This window comes from Methylotenera mobilis JLW8 (assembly GCF_000023705.1).
Lineage (GTDB): Bacteria > Pseudomonadota > Gammaproteobacteria > Burkholderiales > Methylophilaceae > Methylotenera > Methylotenera mobilis.
Map to the genome: position 1 here is coordinate 680689 of NC_012968.1, position 26122 is coordinate 706810.

General features: G+C 45.6%; 13 protein-coding genes, 3 tRNA genes and 3 rRNA genes. 16 read left to right on the top strand and 3 right to left on the bottom strand.

The genetic code is table 11. The features are described 5' to 3' along the window. Positions 1 to 27: 27 nt before the first annotated feature. Positions 28 to 1026, bottom strand: coding sequence for a response regulator (locus tag MMOL_RS03260; protein ID WP_015831591.1), 999 nt, complete (start codon positions 1024 to 1026; stop codon positions 28 to 30). 10 nt (positions 1027 to 1036) lie between these two features. Then, positions 1037 to 4729, bottom strand: a complete 3693-nt coding sequence (locus MMOL_RS03265) for a PAS domain S-box protein (protein WP_015831592.1) — start codon at positions 4727 to 4729, stop codon at positions 1037 to 1039. Positions 4730 to 5060: 331 nt separating this feature from the next. Between MMOL_RS03265 and MMOL_RS03270 the strand changes: the two genes are divergently transcribed. From MMOL_RS03270 to rrf, 12 genes are all read left to right on the top strand, one after another. After that, positions 5061 to 5666: a MotA/TolQ/ExbB proton channel family protein gene (locus MMOL_RS03270; RefSeq protein ID WP_015831593.1), complete on the top strand. Its 606-nt coding sequence runs from the start codon at positions 5061 to 5063 to the stop codon at positions 5664 to 5666. Positions 5667 to 5694: 28 nt separating this feature from the next. Next, positions 5695 to 6111, top strand: coding sequence for an ExbD/TolR family protein (locus tag MMOL_RS03275; protein ID WP_015831594.1), 417 nt, complete (start codon positions 5695 to 5697; stop codon positions 6109 to 6111). A gap of 64 nt (positions 6112 to 6175) precedes the next feature. Beyond that, positions 6176 to 7948: a lipid A export permease/ATP-binding protein MsbA gene (gene msbA / locus MMOL_RS03280; RefSeq protein WP_015831595.1), complete on the top strand. Its 1773-nt coding sequence runs from the start codon at positions 6176 to 6178 to the stop codon at positions 7946 to 7948. An 11-nt stretch (positions 7949 to 7959) separates the two neighbouring features. Beyond that, positions 7960 to 8964, top strand: a complete 1005-nt coding sequence (gene lpxK, locus MMOL_RS03285) for a tetraacyldisaccharide 4'-kinase (protein ID WP_015831596.1) — start codon at positions 7960 to 7962, stop codon at positions 8962 to 8964. Continuing rightward, a complete protein-coding gene (locus tag MMOL_RS03290; RefSeq protein WP_015831597.1) occupies positions 8965 to 9147 on the top strand; it encodes a Trm112 family protein in 183 nt (60 codons plus the stop codon). Further along, entirely contained in the window at positions 9131 to 9916 is a 786-nt protein-coding gene (kdsB, locus tag MMOL_RS03295) for a 3-deoxy-manno-octulosonate cytidylyltransferase (protein WP_015831598.1), read from the top strand. The genes MMOL_RS03290 and kdsB overlap by 17 nt, the downstream gene beginning before the upstream one ends. Before the next feature lie 158 nt (positions 9917 to 10074). After that, a tRNA-Met gene (locus MMOL_RS03300) sits at positions 10075 to 10151 on the top strand. Between the two features lie 404 nt (positions 10152 to 10555). Next, positions 10556 to 12093, top strand: a 16S ribosomal RNA gene (locus MMOL_RS03305). A 104-nt stretch (positions 12094 to 12197) separates the two neighbouring features. Continuing rightward, positions 12198 to 12274, top strand: a tRNA-Ile gene (locus MMOL_RS03310). Positions 12275 to 12289: 15 nt separating this feature from the next. Beyond that, positions 12290 to 12365: transfer RNA gene (locus MMOL_RS03315), tRNA-Ala, on the top strand. A gap of 351 nt (positions 12366 to 12716) precedes the next feature. Next, positions 12717 to 15609, top strand: a 23S ribosomal RNA gene (locus MMOL_RS03320). A gap of 205 nt (positions 15610 to 15814) precedes the next feature. Then, a 5S ribosomal RNA gene (gene rrf, locus MMOL_RS03325) occupies positions 15815 to 15928 on the top strand. Together the 16S, 23S and 5S rRNA genes with 3 tRNA genes alongside form the textbook arrangement of a ribosomal RNA operon. A 182-nt stretch (positions 15929 to 16110) precedes the next feature. Here the strand turns inward: rrf and MMOL_RS03330 are convergent. Beyond that, entirely contained in the window at positions 16111 to 16500 is a 390-nt protein-coding gene (locus MMOL_RS03330) for a PilZ domain-containing protein (protein WP_015831599.1), read from the bottom strand. 699 nt (positions 16501 to 17199) lie between these two features. On the opposite strand from MMOL_RS03330, the gene aceE reads away from it, so the two are divergent. The 4 genes from aceE (at position 17200) to lpdA (ending at position 26105) form a co-directional block, all read left to right on the top strand. Next, positions 17200 to 19869, top strand: coding sequence for a pyruvate dehydrogenase (acetyl-transferring), homodimeric type (aceE, locus tag MMOL_RS03335; RefSeq protein WP_015831600.1), 2670 nt, complete (start codon positions 17200 to 17202; stop codon positions 19867 to 19869). Between the two features lie 12 nt (positions 19870 to 19881). Continuing rightward, positions 19882 to 21210 (top strand): dihydrolipoyllysine-residue acetyltransferase, encoded by a 1329-nt coding sequence (gene aceF, locus MMOL_RS03340; protein WP_015831601.1) that lies wholly within the window; start codon positions 19882 to 19884, stop codon positions 21208 to 21210. A 368-nt stretch (positions 21211 to 21578) separates the two neighbouring features. Then, positions 21579 to 24089, top strand: coding sequence for an EAL domain-containing protein (locus MMOL_RS03345; protein ID WP_015831602.1), 2511 nt, complete (start codon positions 21579 to 21581; stop codon positions 24087 to 24089). Between the two features lie 240 nt (positions 24090 to 24329). Continuing rightward, positions 24330 to 26105 carry a dihydrolipoyl dehydrogenase gene (gene lpdA, locus MMOL_RS03350; protein WP_015831603.1) on the top strand — a complete coding sequence of 592 codons (1776 nt, stop codon included), beginning with the start codon at positions 24330 to 24332 and terminating at the stop codon, positions 26103 to 26105. Positions 26106 to 26122: the final 17 nt, after the last annotated feature.

Here is a 26122-nt window from a genome sequence, read left to right on the forward strand (position 1 = left end):
GCGAAAGTCTCTCCTGCAATGGTTAATTTATAGCTCTTTCCATTGGGCAATCGTCGTCACGATTTCATCCAGACTCTCAGTCAGTGCTTGTACTACCTCCGGATCAAAATGCCGTCCACTTTGATTCTTTATTTCTACTAGCGTATCCGCAACAGACCAGGCTTCTTTGTATGGCCTTTTGTTGGTGAGTGCATCAAACACGTCAGCAACCGCTACAATTCTAGCCTCAATCGGGATGCTTTCACCTTTCAGGCCAAGCGGGTAGCCCGAGCCATCCCATTTTTCATGATGGTGCAGCGCAACAGAGTGCGCGAGCTGTATTAAAGACGAAGATGAGTTGTCTAGAATGTCGGCCCCAATCTGCGGGTGCTGCTTCATGATAGCCATTTCATCATCATCTAGTCGGCCTGGTTTCAGTAAAATGTTGTCCGGAATGCCGATTTTCCCGATGTCGTGCATTGGTGCTGCATTGAGTAGGTCGTCACAAAATGCCTCATTAAAACCCAGCCTAAGTGCCAGAATGCGTGAAATATGGCTCATGCGCAGTACATGCAAGCCGGTTTCATTGTCTTTAAACTCAGCCGCTCGCCCTAGCCTTTGTATCAGCTCTAGGTGCGTTCTTTGCAGATTTTCTGCTCTTACTAACGATAAATGTGTTTTTACGCGCGCTTTAACTACTGCCGGGTAAACCGGTTTGGTGATGTAATCCACAGCGCCATGCGTCAGGCCGGTTGCTTCATCATTTTCGTCACTAAGCGCGGTGACAAAAATAACGGGGATATTCTGCGTATTGGGGTCGGCTTTAAGCTTGGCGCATACCTCAAATCCGGTCATATCCGGCATCATCACATCTAATAAGATCAGTTGTGGCTGTTCGGTCTTGACTAGTTCCAGTGCATCCATACCATTTTTTGCAAAGCTCAATCTGTAATGGTCTTGCAGTATTTGTTTCAACACTTTGAGATTAAAAGGCTCATCGTCGACGATCAGCACTTTAGGGTTCAATTGAGACGGATGTGTTTTCATTGTCAGCTCTTTAATTAAATTTCTCAATCAGGTAATCAAGTGCTACTAAGGCTTGCTCGAACTCAAACTCGTTAAGTGCGTTGTTAACAGTATTAAGCTCTCGTTGCATATTCATGGGCATGGCCGCGCTGATATTACGCATCAACATATCATCAAGCCTAGCTTTTACTGTGAGTTCTCTTAATTGGTTTAGCAAAATCAATATTTCCTCAGTGGTTTGGTCTTCATTTGCCGTCGCATCATTAGTTTCCTGACTCACTATATGCTGTGTTGCGATGCTTAATGATTGCCATGAGGCTTCTAGCTGACTAATCAGTGAAGGTAATAGTTTCTTATTTTGATGATGGGCGGCAGATTCTATTTCGCCATAAATCCGTTGCAATTTATTGATGGATAAATTAGCGGCGACCCCCTTTTGTGCATGAGCTAGTGCATTTAATAATGCAAAGTCATTGGTTGTGGCTGCCAGCCTTACTTCTTCTAATGCCTGTGTGTGCTGTTGAATAAATAATTGTAGCTGAGCATAGTAAGTTTGCTCACTACCCCATAATGCAATACCGCGATCAACTCTAAAATCAGCCTCAAGTGATTCTTTCTCAAAATCTTTTTTTTGTGCTTGGGTGTCGTTTACATTAAGAACGCGAGCCATTTCTCGAGTGAGGTTCGCAAGCTCAATTGGTTTGGTGGAGAAGCCATCCATGCCAGCTTCTTTTGCGGCTACTCTATCCTCTTCAAGCACGCTCGCAGTTAATGCAATAATCGGTGTTTTGAGTGTATTGTTTTCAAGTTCTAAGGCTCTAATCCTGCGAGTAGCTGTTAGCCCGTCTACTTTTGGCATTTGAACATCCATTAAAACAATATCAAATGGATGGCTTGCGAACTGCTCAAGCGCCTCTTCACCGTTGCTAACTAAAGTTACTTCGTGCCCATCTCGGATTAAGATGATTTTTAGTAGTTCACGATTCTGTGCAATATCGTCTGCCACTAGAATACGCATAGGTGGAAGTTTACTAATCAAATCTAGCGTTAACAGCTCTTTTTCTTCTCCTTTTTTTAGTGGAAGATTAATGCTGAAGCAACTGCCTTTGCCTAACTGGCTAGTAGCCTTGATTGTGCCTCCCATTGCTTCGACGAGTTGTTTGCTGATTGTCGTGCCTAGTCCGGTTCCACCAAAACGGCGGCTCATAGATGCATCTGCCTGAGTAAATGGTTCAAATATGGCATCAAGCCTGTCAGCTGCAATTCCAATTCCTGTGTCGACGACATCAAAATGAATAACATCCTGATTTTGGGCATATACTTTCAATTTTACTGACCCTATATCGGTAAATTTAATGGCATTGCCAACTAAGTTCATTAATACCTGACGAATGCGATGGGAGGGGCCGTAATAATAGCCGGAGACTTCATCGCAGATTTCGAGTTGCAGATCCAGTTCTTTTTTACGAGCTTGCAACCAAAGTGTTGATATCACACTATCTACAAGCGTATTCATAGAGAAGTCAAAGAACTCTAGTTCCAGCATACCTTTTTCCAGCTTTGCACTATCTAAAATATCATTGAGTAAGTGCAGTAGAGACTTAGCTGAGTTGTTGATGGTCGAGACGTAGTTTTGCTGATCCGGCTTCATTTCTGTGTCCAGCATCAATTCGGTAAACCCAATAATTGCATTCATTGGTGTACGAATCTCGTGACTCATGTTTGCCAAAAATGTAGATTTAACGCTGGCGGCTTGTTCTGCTATATTTTTTGCTTCACGTAGATCGTTCTCCATTTTCTTGCGCTCAGTAATGTCAATCATAAACATAATGACTTTGTCTATTTTGTTGTCAAAGTCCTTTACTGGGCTATAAAACGCATTGATCCACACCTCACGTCTATCTTTCCCTAGGCGTAAGAATTCTCCATGCACAAACTCACCATTTCTTAGTGATCTCCATTTGTTTTTGTATCGAGCAGATTTTGCATCCTCTTCAGAGCAGAAAATAGAGTGATGCAGACCTATCACCTCTTCTAGGGTATAGCCTAGAAGAGAAAGGAAATTTTGGTTCGCAGTCAGAATCAGGCCGTCAACCGAAAACTCTGCAATGCTCGTAGAGTAGTTAATCGCCCTTACAATACCTTGGTATGCCGCGTTTCTGCGCTTAGATTCTGTGATGTCAATAATGACACCATCCAACATTACAATATTGTTATTTTCATCGTAAATGCCTGAGCCAAACTCACTCACCCATTTTTCTTCGCCATTGCGGTCGGTGATTCGGTATTCCACATTGTAGTGCTGGTGATTTTTGATGGCAGTTTCTATCGTTGGGGTAACTTTAGCCAGGTCATCTGCATTGGTGATTTTCGGAAAATGTATTGTCCCATCCAAGAAGTCTTGTGCTTGCCAGCCGGTCAGTTGAAATACTCGGTTGCTAATAAATTGCATGCTCCAGTTTATGTCATAGTTGCAGCGAAACGCTATACCAGGAATATTTGCTATCATTGATTGCAATTGTTCGTCTTTTTCTCTGACCGCTATTTCCATTTCTCTGCGAGGTGTTAAGTCGGTAATGAAGCCTACAAATAGAGTTTCATTACTTAACACTACCTTACCAATCGCCAGCCGGATGGGGAATAATGAGCCATCTTTACGTAAACCTTCCACCTCTCTGCCTACGCCTATAATCTTAGCCTGACCGCTTTTTAGGTAATTATTTAGGTATTCATCATGGTTGGAGTGATGTGGGTTAGGCATCAATATGTTGATGTTTCTTCCAATGACTTCATCTGCCGTCCATCCAAATAACTGCTCGGCAACGGTATTGAAAGATAATATATTGCCCTTGGTGTTAATGGTAATGATGCCGTCGATTGCAGTATTTAAGATTGTAGAAAGCCTCGTCTCGCTTGCCTGAAGCGTCGCTAAAGTTTGTTTATATCTTGCTAGAGCATTCACGGAGGCTGCTAATATCCCAATCAATAGGGTTACTAAAGTGATGCCTAATGACATGGATACGGTATGCCCATCAAACGCATCAGGCTGGTTGCCGTTGGCTTCTCCAATAAATCGAGCAGAGGCCATACCAGTATAGTGCATGGCGGTAATAGCGCTTCCCATCACTAGGCCGCTGATAATCACACCAGTAGACTTAGGTAGTTTACCCTTTTGATGATTGAGGGTTGCTCCTAACCAAAGAGATAAAGTTGCTAAAGAAATTGCAACAATAATGGATAAAAGCACCCAGTTAAGATTAAAGCGTAGAAGTGCGCTCATCTGCATGGCGAACATGCCGGTATAGTGCATCAGGCCGATACCTGCGCCCACGATGATTCCTCCTGCAATAATGCGCTTATGGCTCAAGTTGTCTTCAGACAGCAGGTATAGAGCGTAATAGCAGGCGAGGGTGCCGGGAACCATCGAAAAAATTGTGATGAATGGATTGTATTTAACTTCGGTGCAGATATTGAGCGCAAGCATGCCAATAAAATGCATCGCCCATATGCCTGCGCCTAAAGAAACCGCGCTAGATAAAAGGGAAATAGGTTTGCTGATGGAGGATGACTGGTCTTTGGCTAACCTTAATAGCTGAAAGGCCAATATGGATGAGCAAATCGCAATTACATAAGACAATATGATTAACCAAGGCTGGTAAGTACTGGTTAAGAGCGATGCCAGGCTGTCATCGCTGACGATGTACGACTTAAATAATTCTATCATTCTGAGCTACTCTAACTAAACGCAGGCGTCTGTGATGCATCTGCCTAATATTAATAGCAATAATTAATTGCAATGTATGGTTTTTAACTTTCCTAACAGGCGGCGAGTTGCTCGATTGTTCTAAACGCTACAATACAGATAAGTCTATCAGTTGTGTATCTATAATATTGCGCATCGATAAATTGTTTATCTGAAATTGCCTGTCTGCCATTTAATGAATGACGCTAGCGCTTGCCCAAAAGCACACGACAAGCTAAAGTATCGCTGGGCCTGATATTAAGGTATTTGTCATAGAATTTTATTGCGTATTAGATTTAAGGGGAATTTCACTGTGTGGGAAATCATTCTAGCTGCTGGTTGGCCTATCTGGCCGCTTGTTATTGCATCAGTTATTGCTGTGGCAATCATAGGCGAGCGTAGTTTTGCGTTGCGTGAGAACATTGTCTCTCCTAAAAATCTATTACCAGAACTGCAAGCTTGGTTGGCCAAAGGTGGTATCACTAAAGATACGATTACGCGCCTAGAGCAGCACTCGATGTTAGGCCGTGTGTTTGCAACTGCACTTGCTAATGCTAAGAACTCACGTGAAGTAACCAAAGAGTCTATTGAAGAAACTGCACGTGCGGTTGCACATCAGATGGAAAAATATCTTTCCACGCTAGGCACGATTGCAACCGTGTCGCCATTGCTAGGCTTGCTGGGTACCGTGATTGGTATGGTGGAGCTATTTGGTGCATTTACTACCCAAGGACACGATGTGGCACAATTTGCACGTGGTATTTCAGTGGCCTTGTATAATACCGCCGCTGGTATCGTGGTGGCTGTGCCGGCGATGATTGCTTACCGCTATTTCCGCACCAAAGTAGATGCGCTGCTGATTGAGATGGAGCAGCAAGCCATTAAGTTGGTTGAAATCATTCATGGCGAACGTCAGTAGTTAGCGCGATAGGTTAAGGGAACACCAAATGGATTTTCAGCGTGGAAAAAAACACGAAGAACTAGAAATCAACTTTATTCCGTTGATCGATGTGTTATTGGTGATCATTATCTTTCTGATTGTCAGCGCTACATTTTCGCGCACAAACGAGCTGCAGATCAATCTGCCAACTGCTGAGGCTAATGCCCCTCAGGATAAGCCGTTGACGATTGAAGTGGCGGTAGATGCCACAGGTAAATATCTAATCGACGGCAAGCCTTTGGCTGACGGATCTGTGCCAGCAATCAGTGCTGCATTGCAGGCAGCAGCTAAGGCTGGCAACCAAGAGCCAACCATCGTGATTAATGCGGATGCTAATACTACCCATCAGTCTGTAGTGAATGTGATGGAAGCATCACGAGTAGCTGGCTACTCAAAAATTACATTTGCTACTCAAGTACAATAGGGTATTGAGTTTCAAATACTCAATCCCTATGTATTCTCCTTCAATTCTAAATAGACGTTAGCCCATGTCTAACTCAAATCCTAAAAAGTCCAAATCTAAAACAAACACCGCAGTGCATATACCAAACGCAAAGATTTTATATTTGCGTTTGTTTCATTATGCGTGGCAATACAAATACATTTTTATGGTGAGTATTTTCGCGCTAGTGTTACTGGCTGGCAGTAATACCGCTTTCTTGGCGTTAATCAAGCAGGTGACAGACGAAGGCTTCGCTAAGAAAGCAGAAAGCCAGACCATGTTATTGCCGTTGTTGGTAGTGGCCTTAATGGTAGCAAGAGGTATTGCTGGTTTTATTTCAGATTACTGTATGCGTGTGGTTGCAAGGCGTGTAGTAGAAGATTTTCGTCGCGAAATGTTTGCCAAACTCATGTTGTTGCCTGTGCAGTACTTTGATGCAAGGTCGGCTGGCTCAGTGGTTTCTAAGTTTACCTATGATGTGGAGCGTCTCTCCACTGCAACGACTCGTTCTTGGATGAACGTGTTGCGTGATGCGCTGACAGTGGTCGGCTTGATTGGCTACATGCTGTATCTCGATTGGCGCCTGACACTGATTTTTGCGATTGTGTTGCCTTTTATTGCAATGTATCTAAAAAAGATGACGCCTAAGCTTAAGTCAAATGCCAAACAGGTGCAGCATAGTGTGGGTGAAATGACAAAAACGGCAGAAGAGGCGATTGCCGGGCAAAGAATTGTGAAAATCTTTGGCGCACAGGATTTTGAATTTAACCGTTTTGCGCAGATTATCGCCAATAATCGCAGGGTTGAGTTGCGGGTGGCGCGCATTGCCGGGCTTAGTAGCTTTGTGGTGGAGTTGTTCGCAGCCTTGGCTTTAGGCTTGGTGATTTATTATGCGATTGGTAATTTCAGTGTAGGCGAGTTTGCCGCCTTTGTTGGTGCATTGTTGATGTTGATCTCACCGATTAAACATATCGCTGCAGCTAACGAAGATTTGCAGGTAGGTTTAACTGCCGCGCAAAGTATTTTTGAGGTTGTCGATAGTCAGCCTGAAGTAGACCAAGGTGATGTGACGATTGCGCGTGCAAAAGGCGAAATTGAGTTTAAAAATGTCACCCTACATTATGCAGATACGCCCAGACCGGCACTGGACAACTTGAGCTTTAGCATCAAAGCAGGCGAGAAGGTGGCGTTGGTTGGCCGTTCTGGCGGCGGTAAAACCTCACTGGTCAATTTGCTACCTAGATTTTATGCTTTAGAGCAAGGCACAGTGTTGTTGGATGGCATCGACTGCAGCACCATACAGCTTAAAAATTTGCGCCAGCAATTTGCGTTGGTTAGCCAAGACATTATTTTGTTCAATGACACCATCTTCAATAACATTGCCTACGGCGTGCTACGCGATGCTACTGAGGCGGAAGTGATTGCAGCGGCAAAGGCTGCGCATATCTGGGAATTTATCCAGCAGTTGCCAAATGGCCTGCAAAATGAAATCGGCGATCGAGGTGTGAAACTGTCCGGTGGTCAACGCCAGCGTCTAGCTATTGCACGCGCTATTCTTAAAAATGCCCCGATCCTACTATTAGATGAAGCAACCTCGGCGCTGGATACCGAATCCGAACAACATGTGCAGCAGGCTATGGATGAGTTGATGCGTGATCGTACTAGTATTGTCATCGCGCATCGCCTGAGTACGATTGAGAATGCAGATCGCATCATGGTAATGGAGCATGGCCATATCGTTGAATCAGGCTCGCATCAGGACTTGATGGCGCTTGATGGTTACTATGCCAAGTTATATCAAAAGCAATTTAACGCCTAAGTGTGAGCGAAATGGCTGATTGGTTGCAAAGGCAGTGGCTTACTTTTACGCTGTGGCATTTGCTGTTGCTGCCAATCTCCTGGCTTTTTTTTATTATCACTGCTTGCCGGCGCTTGCTATATAAGCTGGGTTTGTTAAATAGCCACCGTTTCTCTGTTCCCGTTATCGTTGTCGGCAATATCAATGTAGGCGGTGCAGGTAAAACGCCAGTAGTGATTTGGCTAGCGGAGCAGTTAAAACAAGCTGGATATAAGCCGGGTGTGATTAGCCGTGGCTATGGCAGTAACTTAGTTGGCATTGCATCCGTATTGCCAACCAGCAGCCCAACTGAGATGGGGGATGAGCCAGTGTTGATCGCAATGCGTACTGCCTGCCCCGTTTTTGTCGGGGCGCAGCGCGTAGCGGTGGGCTTGGCTTTGTTAAAGGCGCACCCTGAGTGCAATGTTCTGATTAGCGATGATGGCTTGCAGCACTACGCATTACAAAGAGATGTGGAGCTGGTGGTTGTTGATGGCGTAAAAGGCTTTGGTAATGGTGCGCTGCTGCCAGCTGGTCCGCTACGTGAGTCGGTCAGTAGATTGAATGCAGTAGATGTGGTGATTAGCAATGGGGCATCATCCAATTTGCAAGGGTATGCCACACCAGTATCGGTGCAAATGCAATTAAAAGCGGCGACCTTTTATAATCTTACGCATCGCCAGTCTGTAGCGGTGCCAGCAGATTTTTCAGGTAAATCTATTACAGCAATCGCCGGTATCGGCAATCCAGATAGATTTTTTAACCAATTAAGTGCGATGGGTTTGAATTTTAAACGCAAGGCATATAATGATCATTATCAATATTGTGCGCAGGATTTTGATGAGCTGAAAACCGATATTGTCATCATGACAGAAAAAGATGCGGTGAAGTGTGCCCTCTTTGCTCAGTCCAATTACTGGGTGTTGCCGGTAAGCGCCGAGATTGATGCGCAGTTAATGACTATCATATTAAATAAACTAGATAAATTGAGAAGTTAAATGGATGCAAAGCTTTTACAGATTTTAGTCTGTCCAGTCACCAAAGGACCTTTGGTTTATAACAAAGCAACTAACGAACTGATTTCCAAGTCAGCGCGTTTGGCATACCCTGTACGTGATGGTATTCCGGTGATGCTGGAAGATGAAGCTCGTAAACTGACGGATGATGAAGAAATTGCATAATCGCTCAGAAGCCGTCCCAGAGTTTCATGTAGTAATTCCTGCACGTTATTCAAGTACTAGATTACCTGGTAAACCTCTGCTAGATATTGCAGGCAAGCCGATGGTAGTGTGGGTGGCAGAGCGCGCCAAGAGTAGTGGTGCTAAGCAAGTAATTGTTGCTACAGATGATGAGCGGGTTGCTACTGCTGTACGCCAGCATGGTCATGCTGCGGTGATGACGGATGCGCATCATGTAAGCGGTACTGATCGGATTGCGGAAGTGGCCGCGATTGAAGGTTGGCGTGATGACGCAATTGTGGTCAATGTGCAGGGTGATGAGCCGCTGATTGATGCCAAACTTATTATTGAAGTTGCTACAACCTTAGCTGCTAGCAGTCACGCAGTGATGGCAACTGCCTGTCACACTATTACAGAAAAGGCTGACTTTACTAACCCTAATGTGGTTAAAGTCGTAACGGATGTAAATGGTCATGCCATGTATTTTAGTCGTGCGCCCATTCCTTTCCCTAGAGATACATATAGCAGCGCAAATGAGTTGGTGTCAGGTATCCCAGCTTATAGGCATATAGGTATATACGCATATCGCGCCAGTTTCTTAAAGCAATACGCCAGTCTTGCACCTGCGGCGATAGAGCAGTTTGAATGTTTGGAGCAATTACGTGTCTTATATCAAGGCTATAAAATTGCAGTAAGTGTTTCAGAAAATGCACCTGCAGCAGGTGTCGATACCGAAAGTGATTTGGCGCGCGTTCGTGCATTAATGGCTTAATTTAACTAAGTCGTTAATCTATATAGAATTTACCGAAGTTAGTTAAATGGCACGATTGAATTTAGCATAAATTCTCACAATAGTTCTTGCAGAGGCCTCCTGTCTTTGCTATAGTCTCACCTCTCGACGCGACATGTATTAAACAGCGTTGAGCCGGACGCGGGATGGAGCAGTCTGGCAGCTCGTCGGGCTCATAACCCGAAGGTCACAGGTTCAAATCCTGTTCCCGCAACCAAGTATTTTTGCTGTGTTATGCAGTCAATTTTAATTAGTTAGTATTGCAAAATTAAAGTTGACGCGGTTTAAAAGCTCTGTATAATGCGCACCTCGTTAACGCAAAGCGTAACGACGGAAACGAAAAGTTCTTTAACAATATAACAACTGATAAGTGTGGGTGCTTGTGGATAAAGCAGCTGACTTAATCGCAACTAACTTGTTTTAGTGTTTACATTAAAATTTAACTTAGTTGATTGGCATTAAGTTCAGACTCAGAAAATACAAGTGCTTACACTGAAATTTATGACAAGACTGTAGAAATACATTCCTTGGAAATGAATTTGAGTCATTACTTATTTATAAGTAATAAAGCAAAAGCGAAATAACCACCTCGAAAGAGGAAAAAAGTAATAGTCAGAAATTAAACTGAAGAGTTTGATCCTGGCTCAGATTGAACGCTGGCGGAATGCTTTACACATGCAAGTCGAACGATGAAACCTAGCTTGCTAGGTTGATTAGTGGCGAACGGGTGAGTAATGTATCGGAACGTATCCAATAATGGGGGATAACTAACCGAAAGGTTAGCTAATACCGCATACGCCCTACGGGGGAAAGCAGGGGATCTTCGGACCTTGCGTTAATGGAGCGGCCGATATCTGATTAGCTAGTTGGTGAGGTAAAAGCTCACCAAGGCGACGATCAGTAGCTGGTCTGAGAGGACGACCAGCCACACTGGAACTGAGACACGGTCCAGACTCCTACGGGAGGCAGCAGTGGGGAATTTTGGACAATGGGCGAAAGCCTGATCCAGCCATTCCGCGTGAGTGAAGAAGGCCTTCGGGTTGTAAAGCTCTTTCGCAAGGGAAGAAAACTTATCCTCTAATAAAGGGTGAGGTTGACGGTACCTTGATAAGAAGCACCGGCTAACTACGTGCCAGCAGCCGCGGTAATACGTAGGGTGCGAGCGTTAATCGGAATTACTGGGCGTAAAGCGTGCGCAGGCGGTTTGGTAAGTCAGATGTGAAATCCCCGAGCTCAACTTGGGAACTGCGTTTGAAACTACCAGACTAGAATATGTCAGAGGGGGGTAGAATTCCACGTGTAGCAGTGAAATGCGTAGAGATGTGGAGGAATACCAATGGCGAAGGCAGCCCCCTGGGATAATATTGACGCTCATGCACGAAAGCGTGGGGAGCAAACAGGATTAGATACCCTGGTAGTCCACGCCCTAAACGATGTCTACTAGTTGTTGGTGGAGTAAAATCCATGAGTAACGCAGCTAACGCGTGAAGTAGACCGCCTGGGGAGTACGGTCGCAAGATTAAAACTCAAAGGAATTGACGGGGGCCCGCACAAGCGGTGGATTATGTGGATTAATTCGATGCAACGCGAAAAACCTTACCTGGCCTTGACATGTAACGAACTTTCCAGAGATGGATTGGTGCTCGAAAGAGAACGTTAACACAGGTGCTGCATGGCTGTCGTCAGCTCGTGTCGTGAGATGTTGGGTTAAGTCCCGCAACGAGCGCAACCCTTGCCATTAATTGCCATCATTTAGTTGGGCACTTTAATGGGACTGCCGGTGACAAACCGGAGGAAGGTGGGGATGACGTCAAGTCCTCATGGCCCTTATGGCCAGGGCTTCACACGTAATACAATGGTCGGTACAGAGGGTTGCCAAGCCGCGAGGTGGAGCCAATCCCAGAAAGCCGATCGTAGTCCGGATTGTAGTCTGCAACTCGACTACATGAAGTCGGAATCGCTAGTAATCGCGGATCAGCATGTCGCGGTGAATACGTTCCCGGGCCTTGTACACACCGCCCGTCACACCATGGGAGTGGGTTTTACCAGAAGTAGGTAGTCTAACCGCAAGGGGGACGCTTACCACGGTAGTATTCATGACTGGGGTGAAGTCGTAACAAGGTAGCCGTATCGGAAGGTGCGGCTGGATCACCTCCTTTCTAGAGACGTCTTTAGTTTGCAAGCATTCACACTTATCAGTTGTTAGTAGTCAGCAGCATCAATGATTGACCAAACATTGGCGGAAACGCTAAGTAAACCTTGAGGGTCTGTAGCTCAGCTGGTTAGAGCACCGTCTTGATAAGGCGGGGGTCGATGGTTCGAGTCCATCCAGACCCACCAGATTCACCTGAAAATGGGGGATTAGCTCAGCTGGGAGAGCACCTGCTTTGCAAGCAGGGGGTCAACGGTTCGATCCCGTTATCCTCCACCAAGTATTTGATGCTGTATGTAAGAAATTAGAAGCAAGTGTTGTTTGAATACAATCTTTGCTTCTAGTTTTTAACTAGACTGTTCTTTAACAAAATGGAAGAAGTAAAGTGAATACATATTATTGTGATGATAAATGTGTATTCAAAATGGGTAGTAATTGATTGCAAAATCGAAACATTTTGCTCGCATGAGTTTCAGAATGAAAGTTCTTGAAATAAATGTAAGTGAAATAAACCAGTCATTATTCTATAACCTTGGAATAATGACAAAGTTGCTTTAGAAAAGCCTATGACGGATGTCTCATGCATCATGGGATCTGAATTTAAAAAGGGTTCAGGTTTTAACGTTATAGGATCAAGCGAATAAGTGCATATGGTGGATGCCTTGGCGATTACAGGCGATGAAGGACGTGATAGCCTGCGTAAAGGTTCGGGGAGCTGGCAAATAAGCTTTGATCCGGACATGTCCGAATGGGGAAACCCACCCGCAAGGGTAACCGCTCCTGAATATATAGGGAGATGGTGGCAAACCGAGTGAACTGAAACATCTAAGTAGCTCGAGGAAAAGAAATCAACCGAGATTCCGTAAGTAGTGGCGAGCGAACATGGAATAGCCTGTTATTTTTAGCACATGCGATAGTAGAACGGAATGGAAAGTCCGGCCATAGAGGGTGATAGCCCCTTATACGAAATCCCGTGTGTGGAACTAGGGTAACGACAAGTAGGGCGGGGCACGAGAAACCTTGTCTGAACATGGGGGGACCATCCTCCAAGGCTAAATACTCGTAATCGACCGATAGTGAACCAGTACCGTGAGGGAAAGGCGAAAAGAACCCCGGGAGGGGAGTGAAATAGATCCTGAAACCGTATGCATACAAACAGTGGGAGCGGACTTGTTCCGTGACTGCGTACCTTTTGTATAATGGGTCAGCGACTTACATTCAGTAGCAAGCTTAACCGATAGGGGAGGCGTAGCGAAAGCGAGTCCGAATAGGGCGTCTAGTTGCTGGGTGTAGACCCGAAACCAAGTGATCTATCCATGGCCAGGATGAAGGTGCCGTAACAGGTACTGGAGGTCCGAACCCACAAATGTTGAAAAATTTGGGGATGAGCTGTGGATAGGGGTGAAAGGCTAAACAAACTTGGAAATAGCTGGTTCTCTCCGAAAACTATTTAGGTAGTGCCTCGTATATCATTCTCGGGGGTAGAGCACTGTTATGGCTAGGGGGTTCATAAGAACTTACCAAACCATTGCAAACTCCGAATACTGAGAAATGCAATTACGGGAGACAGTCCATGGGTGCTAACGTCCGTGGACAAGAGGGAAACAACCCAGACCGACAGCTAAGGTCCCAAATGACGTGCTAAGTGGAAAACGAAGTGGGAAGGCATAGACAGCCAGGATGTTGGCTTAGAAGCAGCCATCATTTAAAGAAAGCGTAATAGCTCACTGGTCGAGTCGTCCTGCGCGGAAGATGTAACGGGGCTAAGCACGTAACCGAAGCTTCGGATGCTGCATTCTTCGGAATGTATGCATGGTAGGAGAGCGTTCTGTAGGCCTGCGAAGGTGTGCTGTGAGGCATGCTGGAGGTATCAGAAGTGCGAATGCTGACATGAGTAGCGATAAAGGGAGTGAAAAGCTCCCTCGCCGAAAACCCAAGGTTTCCTGCGCAACGTTCATCGGCGCAGGGTGAGTCGGCCCCTAAGGTGAGGCAGAGATGCGTAGCTGATGGGAAACAGGTTAATATTCCTGTACCTGTATACAATGCGATGTGGGGACGGAGAAGGTTAGGTCAGCCGGGTGTTGGATGTCCCGGTTCAAGCGTGTAGGCAGATTCTTTAGGCAAATCCGGAGAGTCAATGCTGAGGCGTGATAACGAGCGTACTTGTACGTGAAGTGATTGATACCATGCTTCCAAGAAAAGCCACTAAGCTTCAGTTGTATAGAGACCGTACCGCAAACCGACACAGGTGGGTAGGATGAGAATTCTAAGGCGCTTGAGAGAACCCGGGAGAAGGAACTCGGCAAATTAGCACCGTAACTTCGGGAGAAGGTGCGCCCCGGTAGGTTGTAGAGATTTACTCTCGAAGGCCGATGGGGTTGCAGTGAAAAGGTGGCTGCGACTGTTTAATAAAAACACAGCACTCTGCAAACACGAAAGTGGACGTATAGGGTGTGACGCCTGCCCGGTGCTGGAAGATTAAATGATGGGGTGCAAGCTCTTGATTGAAGTCCCAGTAAACGGCGGCCGTAACTATAACGGTCCTAAGGTAGCGAAATTCCTTGTCGGGTAAGTTCCGACCCGCACGAATGGCGTAACGATGGCCACACTGTCTCCTCTCGGGACTCAGCGAAGTTGAAATGTTTGTGAAGATGCAATCTACCCGCGGCTAGACGGAAAGACCCCATGAACCTTTACTGTAGCTTTACATTGGACTTTGACAAGATTTGTGTAGGATAGGTGGGAGACGTTGAAGCGGAGTCGCTAGATTTCGTGGAGTCAACCTTGAAATACCACCCTGATGTTGTTGAGGTTCTAACCTAGGTCCGTAATCCGGACTGGGGACCGTGTATGGTGGGCAGTTTGACTGGGGCGGTCTCCTCCCAAAGAGTAACGGAGGAGTGCGAAGGTAACCTAGGTACGGTCGGAAATCGTACTGATAGTGCAATGGCATAAGGTTGCTTGACTGCGAGACGGACAGGTCGAGCAGGTGCGAAAGCAGGTCATAGTGATCCGGTGGTTCTGTATGGAAGGGCCATCGCTCAACGGATAAAAGGTACTCTGGGGATAACAGGCTGATTCCTCCCAAGAGTTCATATCGACGGGGGAGTTTGGCACCTCGATGTCGGCTCATCACATCCTGGGGCTGTAGCCGGTCCCAAGGGTATGGCTGTTCGCCATTTAAAGTGGTACGTGAGCTGGGTTTAAAACGTCGTGAGACAGTTTGGTCCCTATCTGCCGTGGGCGTTGGAAATTTGAAGGGACCTGCTCCTAGTACGAGAGGACCGGAGTGGACAGATCTCTGGTGGACCGGTTATCACGCCAGTGGTATAGCCGGGTAGCTAAATCTGGAAGAGATAAACGCTGAAAGCATCTAAGCGTGAAACTCGCCTTGAGATGAGATTTCCCTGGGGGTTTAACCCCCCTAAAGAGTCGTTCGAGACCAGGACGTTGATAGGTCGGATGTGGAAGCGCAGTAATGCGTTAAGCTGACCGATACTAATTGCTCGTGAGGCTTGATCCTATAACCTTAAAACTTGAGAACTTAATCAAGACTAATGGTTGTTTTAAAGCAAGATAATGTAATCAATAGCCCAATTTAATCCGATGTGAAAACATCGTAGACTTTACTTCTTCCAATTTGTTACAGACGCCTCATGAAAATGAGACGGCAACACAGCATAATCGCTTGTGTGTTTGAAGATTAAACACATGAGACACCAGTTATGCTTGGCGGCCATAGCGGTTTGGACCCACCCCTTCCCATCTCGAACAGGGCCGTGAAACGAACCAGCGCCAATGATAGTATGCTTTTTGCATGCGAAAGTAGGTCACTGCCAAGCTATTTATACCAAAAGCCCTGTTACGTGAGTGACAGGGCTTTTTTACGTCTGTAGGGCGCATAGGGGCGCTGATAAGGCATCAAGTGCCGGCTATGGCCTTCAGCGGGCTCCTCTTTTATCTGAGCTTCGTTGAGAGGGGTGACGCAGGCGACGCCGCCAGGTGATGCTGTAGGTGTCAGGTGTTAAGCTCTCATTTTTATGCTATTTAGCATATGGCTGAGTTCAGTTCCTAGTAGATCTTCACTACCGGTGTTGAGTAGAATCAGTTTCCGTAGGTTGGTCATACTGTCTACATCCATATGCAATGCTTCTAAGCCGACTAGGCGGCCTGCATGGTGGACCACTTTACCTTGCATTGTGATTTTTTCACCATTATTGCCTAGTGTAAGCGTCATTAGGCAGCTACGCATTTGTATAAATGAAGAGATTGGCGTATCTGTTTCAACTAATGCACCTTTGAGTGATATATCAAGCAAGTGGGCAGTGTGAATATCCTCTAATAGACGGATATTGAGTTCGACTGCAGCGTTAAATTGGATGCGTGAATAGTGCCTAGACTCTGTGGTTAGCATATATACTCTCCAGCAAATAAATGAAAAAGAATAATTGCATCTTGTTGTGTATGCTTAATATACGCTTATCACGCATTTAAAGCACTCGCTCTTGTATTTCCCGTCATTGTCTTGCTGTGTTGTCCTGAAGTGGGTGAGTCGTCGCTACCCTTTTACTTTTGTGTGTGTTCTATCTTGTGCTGTTAATGATTGCTAGACTAGTAATTATTTGCAGGAACTTCCGCATGGTTGTATTGATTAATACTTGTTTTAGGCATTAAATTTTAACTTTTGCATGTAATCAGCTTCATTTTTAGTTTTATAACGAATGTTTTGCTAACTTACACAGGTTACATGCTGTTGCGTAATGATTTTAAAGTTGCATTTTTAGCTATATTTTTTGTATTTTAATGAAGATAGCTACATTTTCATGTGTTTTAAGTAATGGTTATCTAGTCTTAACTCTTATAGTAAATGTTGTGATTATGTATAAGATAGATGTGCAAAATGCCGAAAAAACGCGACTAAACTTGACCAAAACCACTAAAAAAGCCACACTACTGTTTTATAAAAAATTAATTTACAACGCATTTTTGAATGCGCGGTATTTCAGACACGCTGTATTTGTTTTTGCTTGATTAGTCGATAGAAGATTGCGCCTGCGAAGTTAGGTGTACGATTAGGTAAGCGGGCAAGTGCGGCTCACGGAGCTACAACTGAATGTCATTGAACACACCTTTGAATAATCCCGATATTGATAGTCAAGAAACGCAAGAGTGGCTTGATGCTTTAATGGCCGTTATTGAGAATGAGGGCACTGAGCGTGCGCATTTCTTACTTGAGGCAATGATTGATAAAGCTCGTCGCTCAGGCAGTAACTTACCTTACAAAGCGACGACAGCTTATTTAAATACGATTCCTACACATTTGCAGGCAAAGCTGCCTGGTGATCCTGAAATGGAGCGCAGAGTGCGTGCGTTGGTACGTTGGAATGCAGTGATGACTGTGTTACGTGCCAATGAGAAGTCACCTGGTGTAGGTGGGCATATTGCGAGCTTCCAGTCGGCTGCAACACTTTACGATACAGGCTTTAACTATTTCTTCCGTGCACCGAATGAAAACTTTGGTGGCGATTGTGTTTACTTCCAAGGTCACTCATCACCTGGCGTGTACGCACGTGCGTTTTTAGAAGGCCGTATTACAGAAGAGCAAATGGATAACTTCCGTCAGGAAACTGGCGGTAATGGTTTACCTAGCTACCCACATCCTTGGTTAATGCCAGATTTTTGGCAGTTCCCTACAGTTTCTATGGGCTTAGGGCCTTTAGCCGGTATTTATCAAGCACGTTTCTTGAAGTACCTGCATGACCGCGGTATCGCAGATACTAGCGACCGTAAAGTATGGGTATTCTGTGGTGATGGTGAGATGGATGAGCCTGAATCATTAGGCGCAATTTCATTGGCAAGCCGTGAAAAACTAGACAATCTGATTTTTGTGATTAACTGTAACTTGCAGCGTTTGGATGGCCCTGTGCGCGGTAACGGCAAGATCATTCAAGAGTTGGAGTCAGACTTCCGTGGTTCTGGCTGGAATGTATTGAAAGTAGTTTGGGGCTCTTACTGGGATCCACTATTGGCGATGGATAAGGACGGCTTGCTCAAGAAACGCATGGAAGAATGCGTGGATGGCGAGTACCAAAACTTTAAACAAAAGGGTGGCGCGTATACGCGTGAGCACTTCTTTGGTAAATATCCTGAGCTGAAAGAAATGGTTGCTGCGATGAGTGACCAAGACATTTGGCGCTTGAACCGTGGTGGTCATGATCCACATAAAGTGTTTGCTGCTTATAACTCAGCTGTTAACCACAAAGGTCAGCCAACTGTAATTCTAGCTAAGACCGTTAAGGGTTATGGCATGGGCGAAGCTGGTGAAGGTCAAAATACTACACACCAACAAAAGAGCATGGATATTGAGTCATTGAAGAAATTCCGTGACCGTTTTGACTTGCCTATTACTGATGAGCAAGTAGAGAACTTGAGCTTCTACAAACCAGCAGAAGACTCGCCTGAAATGAAGTACATGGCAGAGCGCCGTGCAGCGATGGGCGGTTTTGTGCCACAACGTCGCCGTAAAGGTAACGAGCTTACTGTACCTGCATTATCAGCATTTGAAAATATGCTGACCGCGACTGGTGACCGTGAAATCTCTACCACCATGGCGTTCGTACGTATTTTATCTACCTTGGTGCGCGATAAGCAAATCGGTAAATATGTAGTGCCTATCGTGCCGGATGAGGCACGTACTTTTGGTATGGAAGGTATGTTCCGCCAATTAGGTATCTATGCAAGCCAAGGTCAGTTGTATGAGCCACAAGACTCAGACCAGGTGATGTACTACAAAGAATCAAAAGATGGCCAGATTCTAGAAGAGGGTATTAATGAGGCTGGTTCGTTCTCAAGCTGGTTAGCTGCGGCAACGTCATACTCCGTTACTGGCGTGCAGATGATTCCGTTCTACATTTACTACTCAATGTTTGGTTTCCAACGTGTGGGCGACTTGGCTTGGATGGCAGGTGACTCACGTGCACGTGGCTTCTTATTAGGTGCTACCGCTGGCCGTACAACTTTGAACGGTGAAGGTTTACAGCATGAAGATGGCCATAGCCATTTGATGTCTGCAACGATTCCGAATTGTGTTTCTTATGATCCGACCTTCTCTTATGAGTTGGCAGTGATTATTCAAGAAGGTCTGCGCCGCATGGTGCAAAACCAAGAGGATGTGTATTACTACATTACCTTGATGAATGAGAACTACAGCCACCCTGCAATGCCTGAAGGCAGCGCTGAAGGCATCCTCAAAGGCATGTATAGCTTTAGTAAGTCTAAAGCTAAGGGTGAAAAAGTGCAGTTGATGGGTAGTGGCGTGATTCTGCGTGAAGTGATTGCAGCGGCTGAGTTGCTTGAGCAAGACTGGGGTATCTCTGCTGATGTGTGGAGTGTGCCGAGCTTTACAGAGTTGCGTCGTGAAGGTTTAGAGTGTGACCGCTGGAATATGCTGAACCCAGAAAAACCGCAAAAAGTGAGCTATGTTGCTGCTAGCCTGAAAGATGCAAAAGGCCCTGTGATTGCGTCTACTGACTACATGAAGAGCTTTGCTGAGCAAATTCAACGTTTTGTGCCGAATAAGTTTGTAGCTTTGGGTACGGATGGTTTTGGCCGTTCAGATAGCCGTGAAGCGTTACGCGACTTCTTTGAAGTGAATCGTTACTACGTAGTGGTTGCTGCGCTTAAAGCGTTAAGCGATGAAGGTAAGTTGCCAGTGGCTAAAGTGGCTGAAGCCGTTAAAAAATACAGTTTGGATGCGAACAAGCCAAACCCAACGACAGTTTAAGGATACACATAGATGGCAGTTCAAGATATTTTTGTCCCGGATATCGGTAATTTCGATAGCGTGGATGTAATTGAAGTATTAGTTAAGGCTGGCGATGTGATTGCCAAAGATGACTCCTTGATTACGGTCGAGTCTGATAAAGCTTCTATGGATATTCCTGCACCTTTTGCTGGTGTTGTGCAAGAAGTGAAAATCAAAGTTGGAGACAAGGCAGCGCAAGGCACACTGCTCATCACATTAGATGTGAGCGATGCAGCCCCAGCGGTGGAAGTAAAAGCTGCAGCGCCAGCGCCTGCCGTGGTGGAAGCACCAAAAGCGGTGATTCCTGAGCCAACACGCCCAGCCCCAGAGCCACCAAAACCAGTACAGCCAGCGCAACAGCCAGTTCCTGTGGCTGAAAGCATCGTGGTTGTATCTGGCAAGCTGTCACATGCAAGCCCATCAATCCGTAAATTTGCGCGTGAATTAGGCGTGAATTTGGCATTGGTGAAGGGTACTGGTGCTAAGAATCGTATTTTACAAAGCGATGTACAGGCTTATGTGAAAGGCGAATTAGCAAAACCGCGTACTGAAAACATGGCGGCTGGCGCTAGTGGCTTGGCTACATTACCTATGCCAGTGATCGATTTCAGCAAATTCGGTGCGATTGAGACTAAACCTTTATCACGCATTAAGAAGCTTTCAGGTGCAAACTTACACCGTAACTGGGTAACTGCACCGCACGTGACGCAGTTTGATGAAGCTGATATTACTGATTTGGAAGACTTCCGTAAATCCATGCAAGCTGATGCTGAAAAACGTGGCGTTAAGCTTACGATGTTAGCGTTTTTAATTAAAGCTTCCGTCAATGCGCTAAAAGCTTACCCTAATTTCAACGCTTCATTGTCTGCTGATGGCGATGCGCTGATTTTGAAAAACTACTACAACATCGGTTTCGCTTGCGATACACCTGATGGCTTAGTGGTGCCGGTAGTGCGTGATGTGCATCAAAAGGACGTGCTGGATATCGCACGTGACTTGATGGACTTGTCTGCTAAAGCACGTGAGCGCAAGTTGAAAGTAGAAGAAATGCAAGGTGGTTGCTTCACTATCTCTAGCTTGGGCGGTATTGGCGGTACCATGTTTACGCCCATTATTAATTGCCCAGAAGTGGCGATTTTAGGTGTGTCACGTTCATCTATGCAGCCGGTATATAACAAAGATACTAATAGCTTTGAACCACGCTTGATTTTGCCGATGTCATTGTCATATGACCACCGTGTGATTGATGGTGCAGATGGTGCACGTTTCACTAGCCATATGCGCATGATGCTAAGTGATGTGCGCAGACTGTTACTGTAATTAGCTGAGTAATGCTGCGTATGCCTGAGGTTAGTAATCAGGCATCATCCCAAAAGGACTGATTTCTGTAGATGCAGAAACAGTCCTTTTTTATTTTTGGGCTGGCAACTTAGATGAAAGAGGAGATGGTTTTGTATAGATTGACAGGGTTTCTAATTTATTGGATTTTTCATTGAAATGGTTCGAAATCTCATTTATCACTTTACGATTATCTGCATGGAGAGATAGACTAAAACAAAAATGTGGGCTGATGCTGTAATATGACATTAAGTGACTGATACCACGATACATTGTGGCTACTTATTATAGTTGTAGATTTCTCAATAGATGTGCATTCCTAGTGATGAACAAGTAATCGAGAGGGTAATATGGAGTGGTTTGGTCAAACGTTCGGGGAGCAGTCATTGCTTCCGCATGGATTTTGCCTCACGTGGAACCCATCCTTGCTATGGACGATGGTGGTTTCAGATGCGGTGATTGCACTATCTTATTTTTCAATTCCTTTTGGGTTATGGTACTTTGCAAAAAAGCGGCCAGATATTCCATACAGGTGGTTGATGGTGGTGTTTGGGGTGTTTATTGTTGCGTGTGGTGTCACGCACATTTTTGACATCGTCAACATCTGGTACCCCTCCTACTGGGCCAGCGCTTATGCCAAAGCTTTTACCGGCGTTGTTTCTTTTGCTACTGCCGTTGCCGTTTGGTGGATTATGCCTTTGGCGTTAAAAGCACCTTCTGCGCAAAGCTTACAAGTACTTAACCAAGCCTTGGCTCGCTCTCATGCCGAGCTGGAAACTCGCGTGCAGCAGAGAACCGCCGAGCTCACCTCTGCCTTAAATCAAAGCCATCGCTTAAGCGAGGCGTTGGATCATATCCCAGCCTTTGTCTACATCAAGGATATCAACGGTAAATATGTGTATGCGAATCGCATGACCTTAGATTTTTTCAAGTGCTCAGTTGATGATCTAGTGCAGATAGATGAAGGGAAATATTTTTCAGCGAGGACACTGGAGAAAAGTAGGAGTGTGGATAAGAGCGTTATAGAGCGGGGGGAAGACGCTTGCGAAGAGATTGAGGCCGTGTCTGACGATGATAAAAAGCGCACTTTTCTGCAAATAAAAACGCCTATTTATGAGAATGAGGCAGATCGCAAGATTTGGGGGCTATGTGGCATTTCTACCGATATCACTGCGCTTAAAAATGCGGAGACATCTTTACGCATTGCGGCAACTGCGTTTGAGTCTTCCGATGGTATCTTAATTACAGATGCAGGGTGCTCAATTTTGCAGGTTAACTCTGCCTTCACCACGATTACCGGTTATTCTGCCGAGGATGTCGTGGGTAAAAACCCGAGGATTTTAAGTTCAGGCCGGCACGATCAATTGTTTTATCAAGCTCTATGGGATAGGGTGAATACCACAGGAACTTGGTGTGGAGAGATCTGGAATCGACGTAAAAATGGCGACATTTACCCTGAGCGTATCACTATCTCCGAGGTGAAGGATAAAGATGGCAAAGTCACCAACTATGTTTCTGTGTTTACCGATATTAGCGAAAGCAAGGCTTCATCTGAGCAGATTGAGCATCTGGCGTTTTATGATCCGTTAACTAATCTGCCTAACCGTTTATTATTGTTAGACCGCGTGCGTCAGGCATTTTCTTCAAGCAGCCGTACTGGTAAAAAAGGTGCATTACTATTTGTGGATTTAGACCACTTTAAAGTGCTGAATGATACCTTGGGGCATAGTACCGGTGACTTGCTGTTGAAACTGCAGGCTGAGCGACTAAGTCATTGTGTGCGAGCTGGTGATACGGTGGCGCGTTTTGGCGGTGACGAGTTTGTGGTGGTGCTTGAAGATTTAGACCGCAATGCGACCGAAGCGGCCGCGATTGCTGAGCAAATTGGCAATAAAATTTTATCTACGCTACACGAGCCATGCCAGTTCGGTACGCATCAGTACCAAAGCACGTCTAGTATCGGCATCACCTTGTTTAGTGGCGATGAGCATGAAATCGAGGATTTGCTGAAGCAAGCCGATATCTCTATGTATCAGGCGAAAAAAGCCGGTAGAAATACACTGCGCTTCTTTGACCCTGCCATGCAGGAAAAACTGAGCGTGCGTGCGAGCTTGGAGAGTGAGTTGCGATACGCGATTGAGAAGCAGCAATTAGCGCTCTATTATCAAGTGCAAGTGGATGACAATCAGCGCATGGTTGGTGCCGAGGCTTTAATCCGCTGGATACACCCTGAGCGCGGTACTGTTTCACCTATAGAGTTTATTCCGATTGCAGAGGAGAGTGCTTTAATTCTGGATGTCGGGCATTGGGTGATTAATACTGCTTGCATGCAATTAGCAGAGTGGGCGAAAAGCGTAGAGAAAAAGCACTTAATGATTGCGGTGAACGTAAGCGCACATCAGTTCAGGGCATTAGATTTTGTGCAATCGACTCAACAGGCAATCGATCTGCATAAAATTGATGCTTCTCGTTTGAAACTGGAGTTGACGGAGAGTGTGATTCTGGAAGACGTGGACGATGTGATTGCGAAAATGCACGCATTGAAAGCGCTGGGGGTGAAGTTGTCATTAGATGACTTTGGTACAGGCTACTCTTCTCTTTCTTATCTAAAAAAACTGCCGCTTGACCAAGTAAAGATTGATCAGAGCTTTGTGCGTGATTTGGCCTATGACCCTAACGATGCCATTATGGTGAAAACGATTATCGACCTGGCCAATAACTTCCGTATTAATGTGATTGCTGAGGGTGTAGAAACCGAGCTTGAGCTAGACATTCTGAAGGGCTACGGCTGTCGGTTGTATCAAGGCTACTTGTTTGGCAGACCTGTTCCTATAGAGCAACTGCAGTTTGCGGCGACCTAACCGTTAGCAGGCTGCACGCTAACCATGTGTAGAAAACACATGCGCCTGCAATATGTGCAGTTAACGACTTCTTAACTGGCTAATTGCACACCAGTCGGCGCTCCTTTTCCTTTTGCTATCTGTGTGGTTTAGTTGCCATTTTGCTGTATCGCAGCAAGGTTATTGCATGTTAGTAGGCGATAAAATGAGAGGTTTGATGTTAAAATTGCAACAAATAACCAAAGTTTACAAAGGGTGTGCATGAGTAATTTAGTTGAAGTATTGGTGCCGGATATCGGTAACTTTGATAGTGTTGATGTGATTGAAGTGCTGGTTAAAGCTGGTGACACAATTGCTAAAGAAGATTCTTTGATTACAGTAGAGTCTGATAAAGCGTCTATGGATATTCCATCCTCACACGCAGGTGTTGTCAAAGCAATTAACGTTAAAGTAGGCGATAAAGTCGCAAAAGGCTCACTCATTTTATCCGTAGAAGCTGCTGAAGCAGCTGCGCCAGTGAAAGCTGAAGTGCCAGCTGCAGCTCCTGCAGCCGTAACTCCTGCAGCTGCACCAATTGCAGCGCCGGTTGCTGCAGTGACTGTTGGTGATAGCGATATCAATACACAAGTTGTGGTGTTAGGCAGTGGCCCTGGCGGCTACACCGCAGCTTTCCGCGCAGCAGACTTAGGTAAGCAAGTGGTGCTGATTGAGCGCTATTCAACCTTGGGTGGCGTTTGTTTGAACGTAGGTTGCATTCCATCTAAAGCATTGTTGCATACGGCCAAAGTGATTACCGAGGCTGAAGAGTCTAGCCATCACGGTGTGAAGTTTGGTGCGCCACAAGTAGATTTAGAGCAATTGCGTGATTGGAAAGCCAATGATGTGGTTGGTAAGTTGACCGGCGGTTTAGCAGCAATGGCCAAGCAGCGTAATGTAACCGTGGTACAGGGAGTAGGTAAATTCACCAGCGCTAACCAAATTGCGGTGACCGCGGCCGATGGCAAAGTAACTACAGTAGGTTTTGAGAATGCAATTATTGCTGCAGGCTCACAAGCAACCAAATTCCCGGGTGTGGAAGCAGATGAACGCATTATGGATTCAACCGGCGCCTTGGCGTTAGCTGATGTGCCTAAACGCATGCTAGTGATTGGCGGCGGCATTATCGGCTTGGAGATGGGGACTGTATACGACGCCCTAGGCTCAAAAGTGAGCGTGGTAGAGTTTACCGACGGCCTGGTTCAAGGCTGTGATCGTGATTTAGTGCGCCCATTACAAAAACGTATGGAAAAGCGCTTTGAAGCGATTATGCTTAGCACCAAAGTGGCTAAGATGGAGCCTAAAGCGGACGGTATTCATGTCAGCTTTGAAGGCGTAAATGGCAATGAAGATGCTCCAAAAGGTGTTGAAGTATACGACCGCGTACTAGTATCGATTGGTCGCCGTCCCAACGGTAAAAACATTGGTGCAGAGAATGCAGGCGTGGCCGTGGATGATTATGGCTTTATCAATGTAGATAAACAAATGCGCACCAACGTACCTCATATTTTTGCGATTGGCGATATTGTTGGTCAGCCTATGTTGGCACACAAAGCAACCCATGAAGCTAAAGTAGCGGCTGAAGTGATTGCTGGCGAAAAAGTAGAGTTTGTTGCATCTGTGATTCCATCAGTTGCTTATACCGACCCAGAAGTGGCTTGGGTGGGCGTGACAGAAACTGAAGCTAAAGCCAAAGGCATGGCTATTGAAAAAGCCAGCTTCCCTTGGGCGGCAAGTGGTCGTGCGCTTTCTATCGCACGTACCGAGGGTGCAACCAAGCTAATCTTTGATAAAGAGACCCATCGCTTGATTGGCGCGGGTATTGTTGGTGTGAATGCCGGCGAATTATTGGCGGAAGCGGTATTGGCGATTGAAATGGGCGCAGATGCACATGATTTAGGGTTAACGATTCATGCCCACCCAACTTTATCTGAAACTGTGTGTTTTGCGGCAGAGATGAAAGAGGGTACGATTACCGATCTTTACATCAAAAAGCGCTAATTTCTTGATTGTGTAAA

Coding starts and splice junctions, on each gene's coding strand:
- MMOL_RS03260 (WP_015831591.1), bottom strand. CDS start 1,026: ATGAAAACACATCCGTCTCAATTGAACCCTAAAGTGCTGATCGTCGAC.
- MMOL_RS03265 (WP_015831592.1), bottom strand. CDS start 4,729: ATGATAGAATTATTTAAGTCGTACATCGTCAGCGATGACAGCCTGGCA.
- MMOL_RS03275 (WP_015831594.1), top strand. CDS start 5,695: ATGGATTTTCAGCGTGGAAAAAAACACGAAGAACTAGAAATCAACTTT.
- msbA (WP_015831595.1), top strand. CDS start 6,176: ATGTCTAACTCAAATCCTAAAAAGTCCAAATCTAAAACAAACACCGCA.
- lpxK (WP_015831596.1), top strand. CDS start 7,960: ATGGCTGATTGGTTGCAAAGGCAGTGGCTTACTTTTACGCTGTGGCAT.
- MMOL_RS03290 (WP_015831597.1), top strand. CDS start 8,965: ATGGATGCAAAGCTTTTACAGATTTTAGTCTGTCCAGTCACCAAAGGA.
- kdsB (WP_015831598.1), top strand. CDS start 9,131: ATGAAGAAATTGCATAATCGCTCAGAAGCCGTCCCAGAGTTTCATGTA.
- MMOL_RS03330 (WP_015831599.1), bottom strand. CDS start 16,500: ATGCTAACCACAGAGTCTAGGCACTATTCACGCATCCAATTTAACGCT.
- aceE (WP_015831600.1), top strand. CDS start 17,200: ATGTCATTGAACACACCTTTGAATAATCCCGATATTGATAGTCAAGAA.
- aceF (WP_015831601.1), top strand. CDS start 19,882: ATGGCAGTTCAAGATATTTTTGTCCCGGATATCGGTAATTTCGATAGC.
- MMOL_RS03345 (WP_015831602.1), top strand. CDS start 21,579: ATGGAGTGGTTTGGTCAAACGTTCGGGGAGCAGTCATTGCTTCCGCAT.
- lpdA (WP_015831603.1), top strand. CDS start 24,330: ATGAGTAATTTAGTTGAAGTATTGGTGCCGGATATCGGTAACTTTGAT.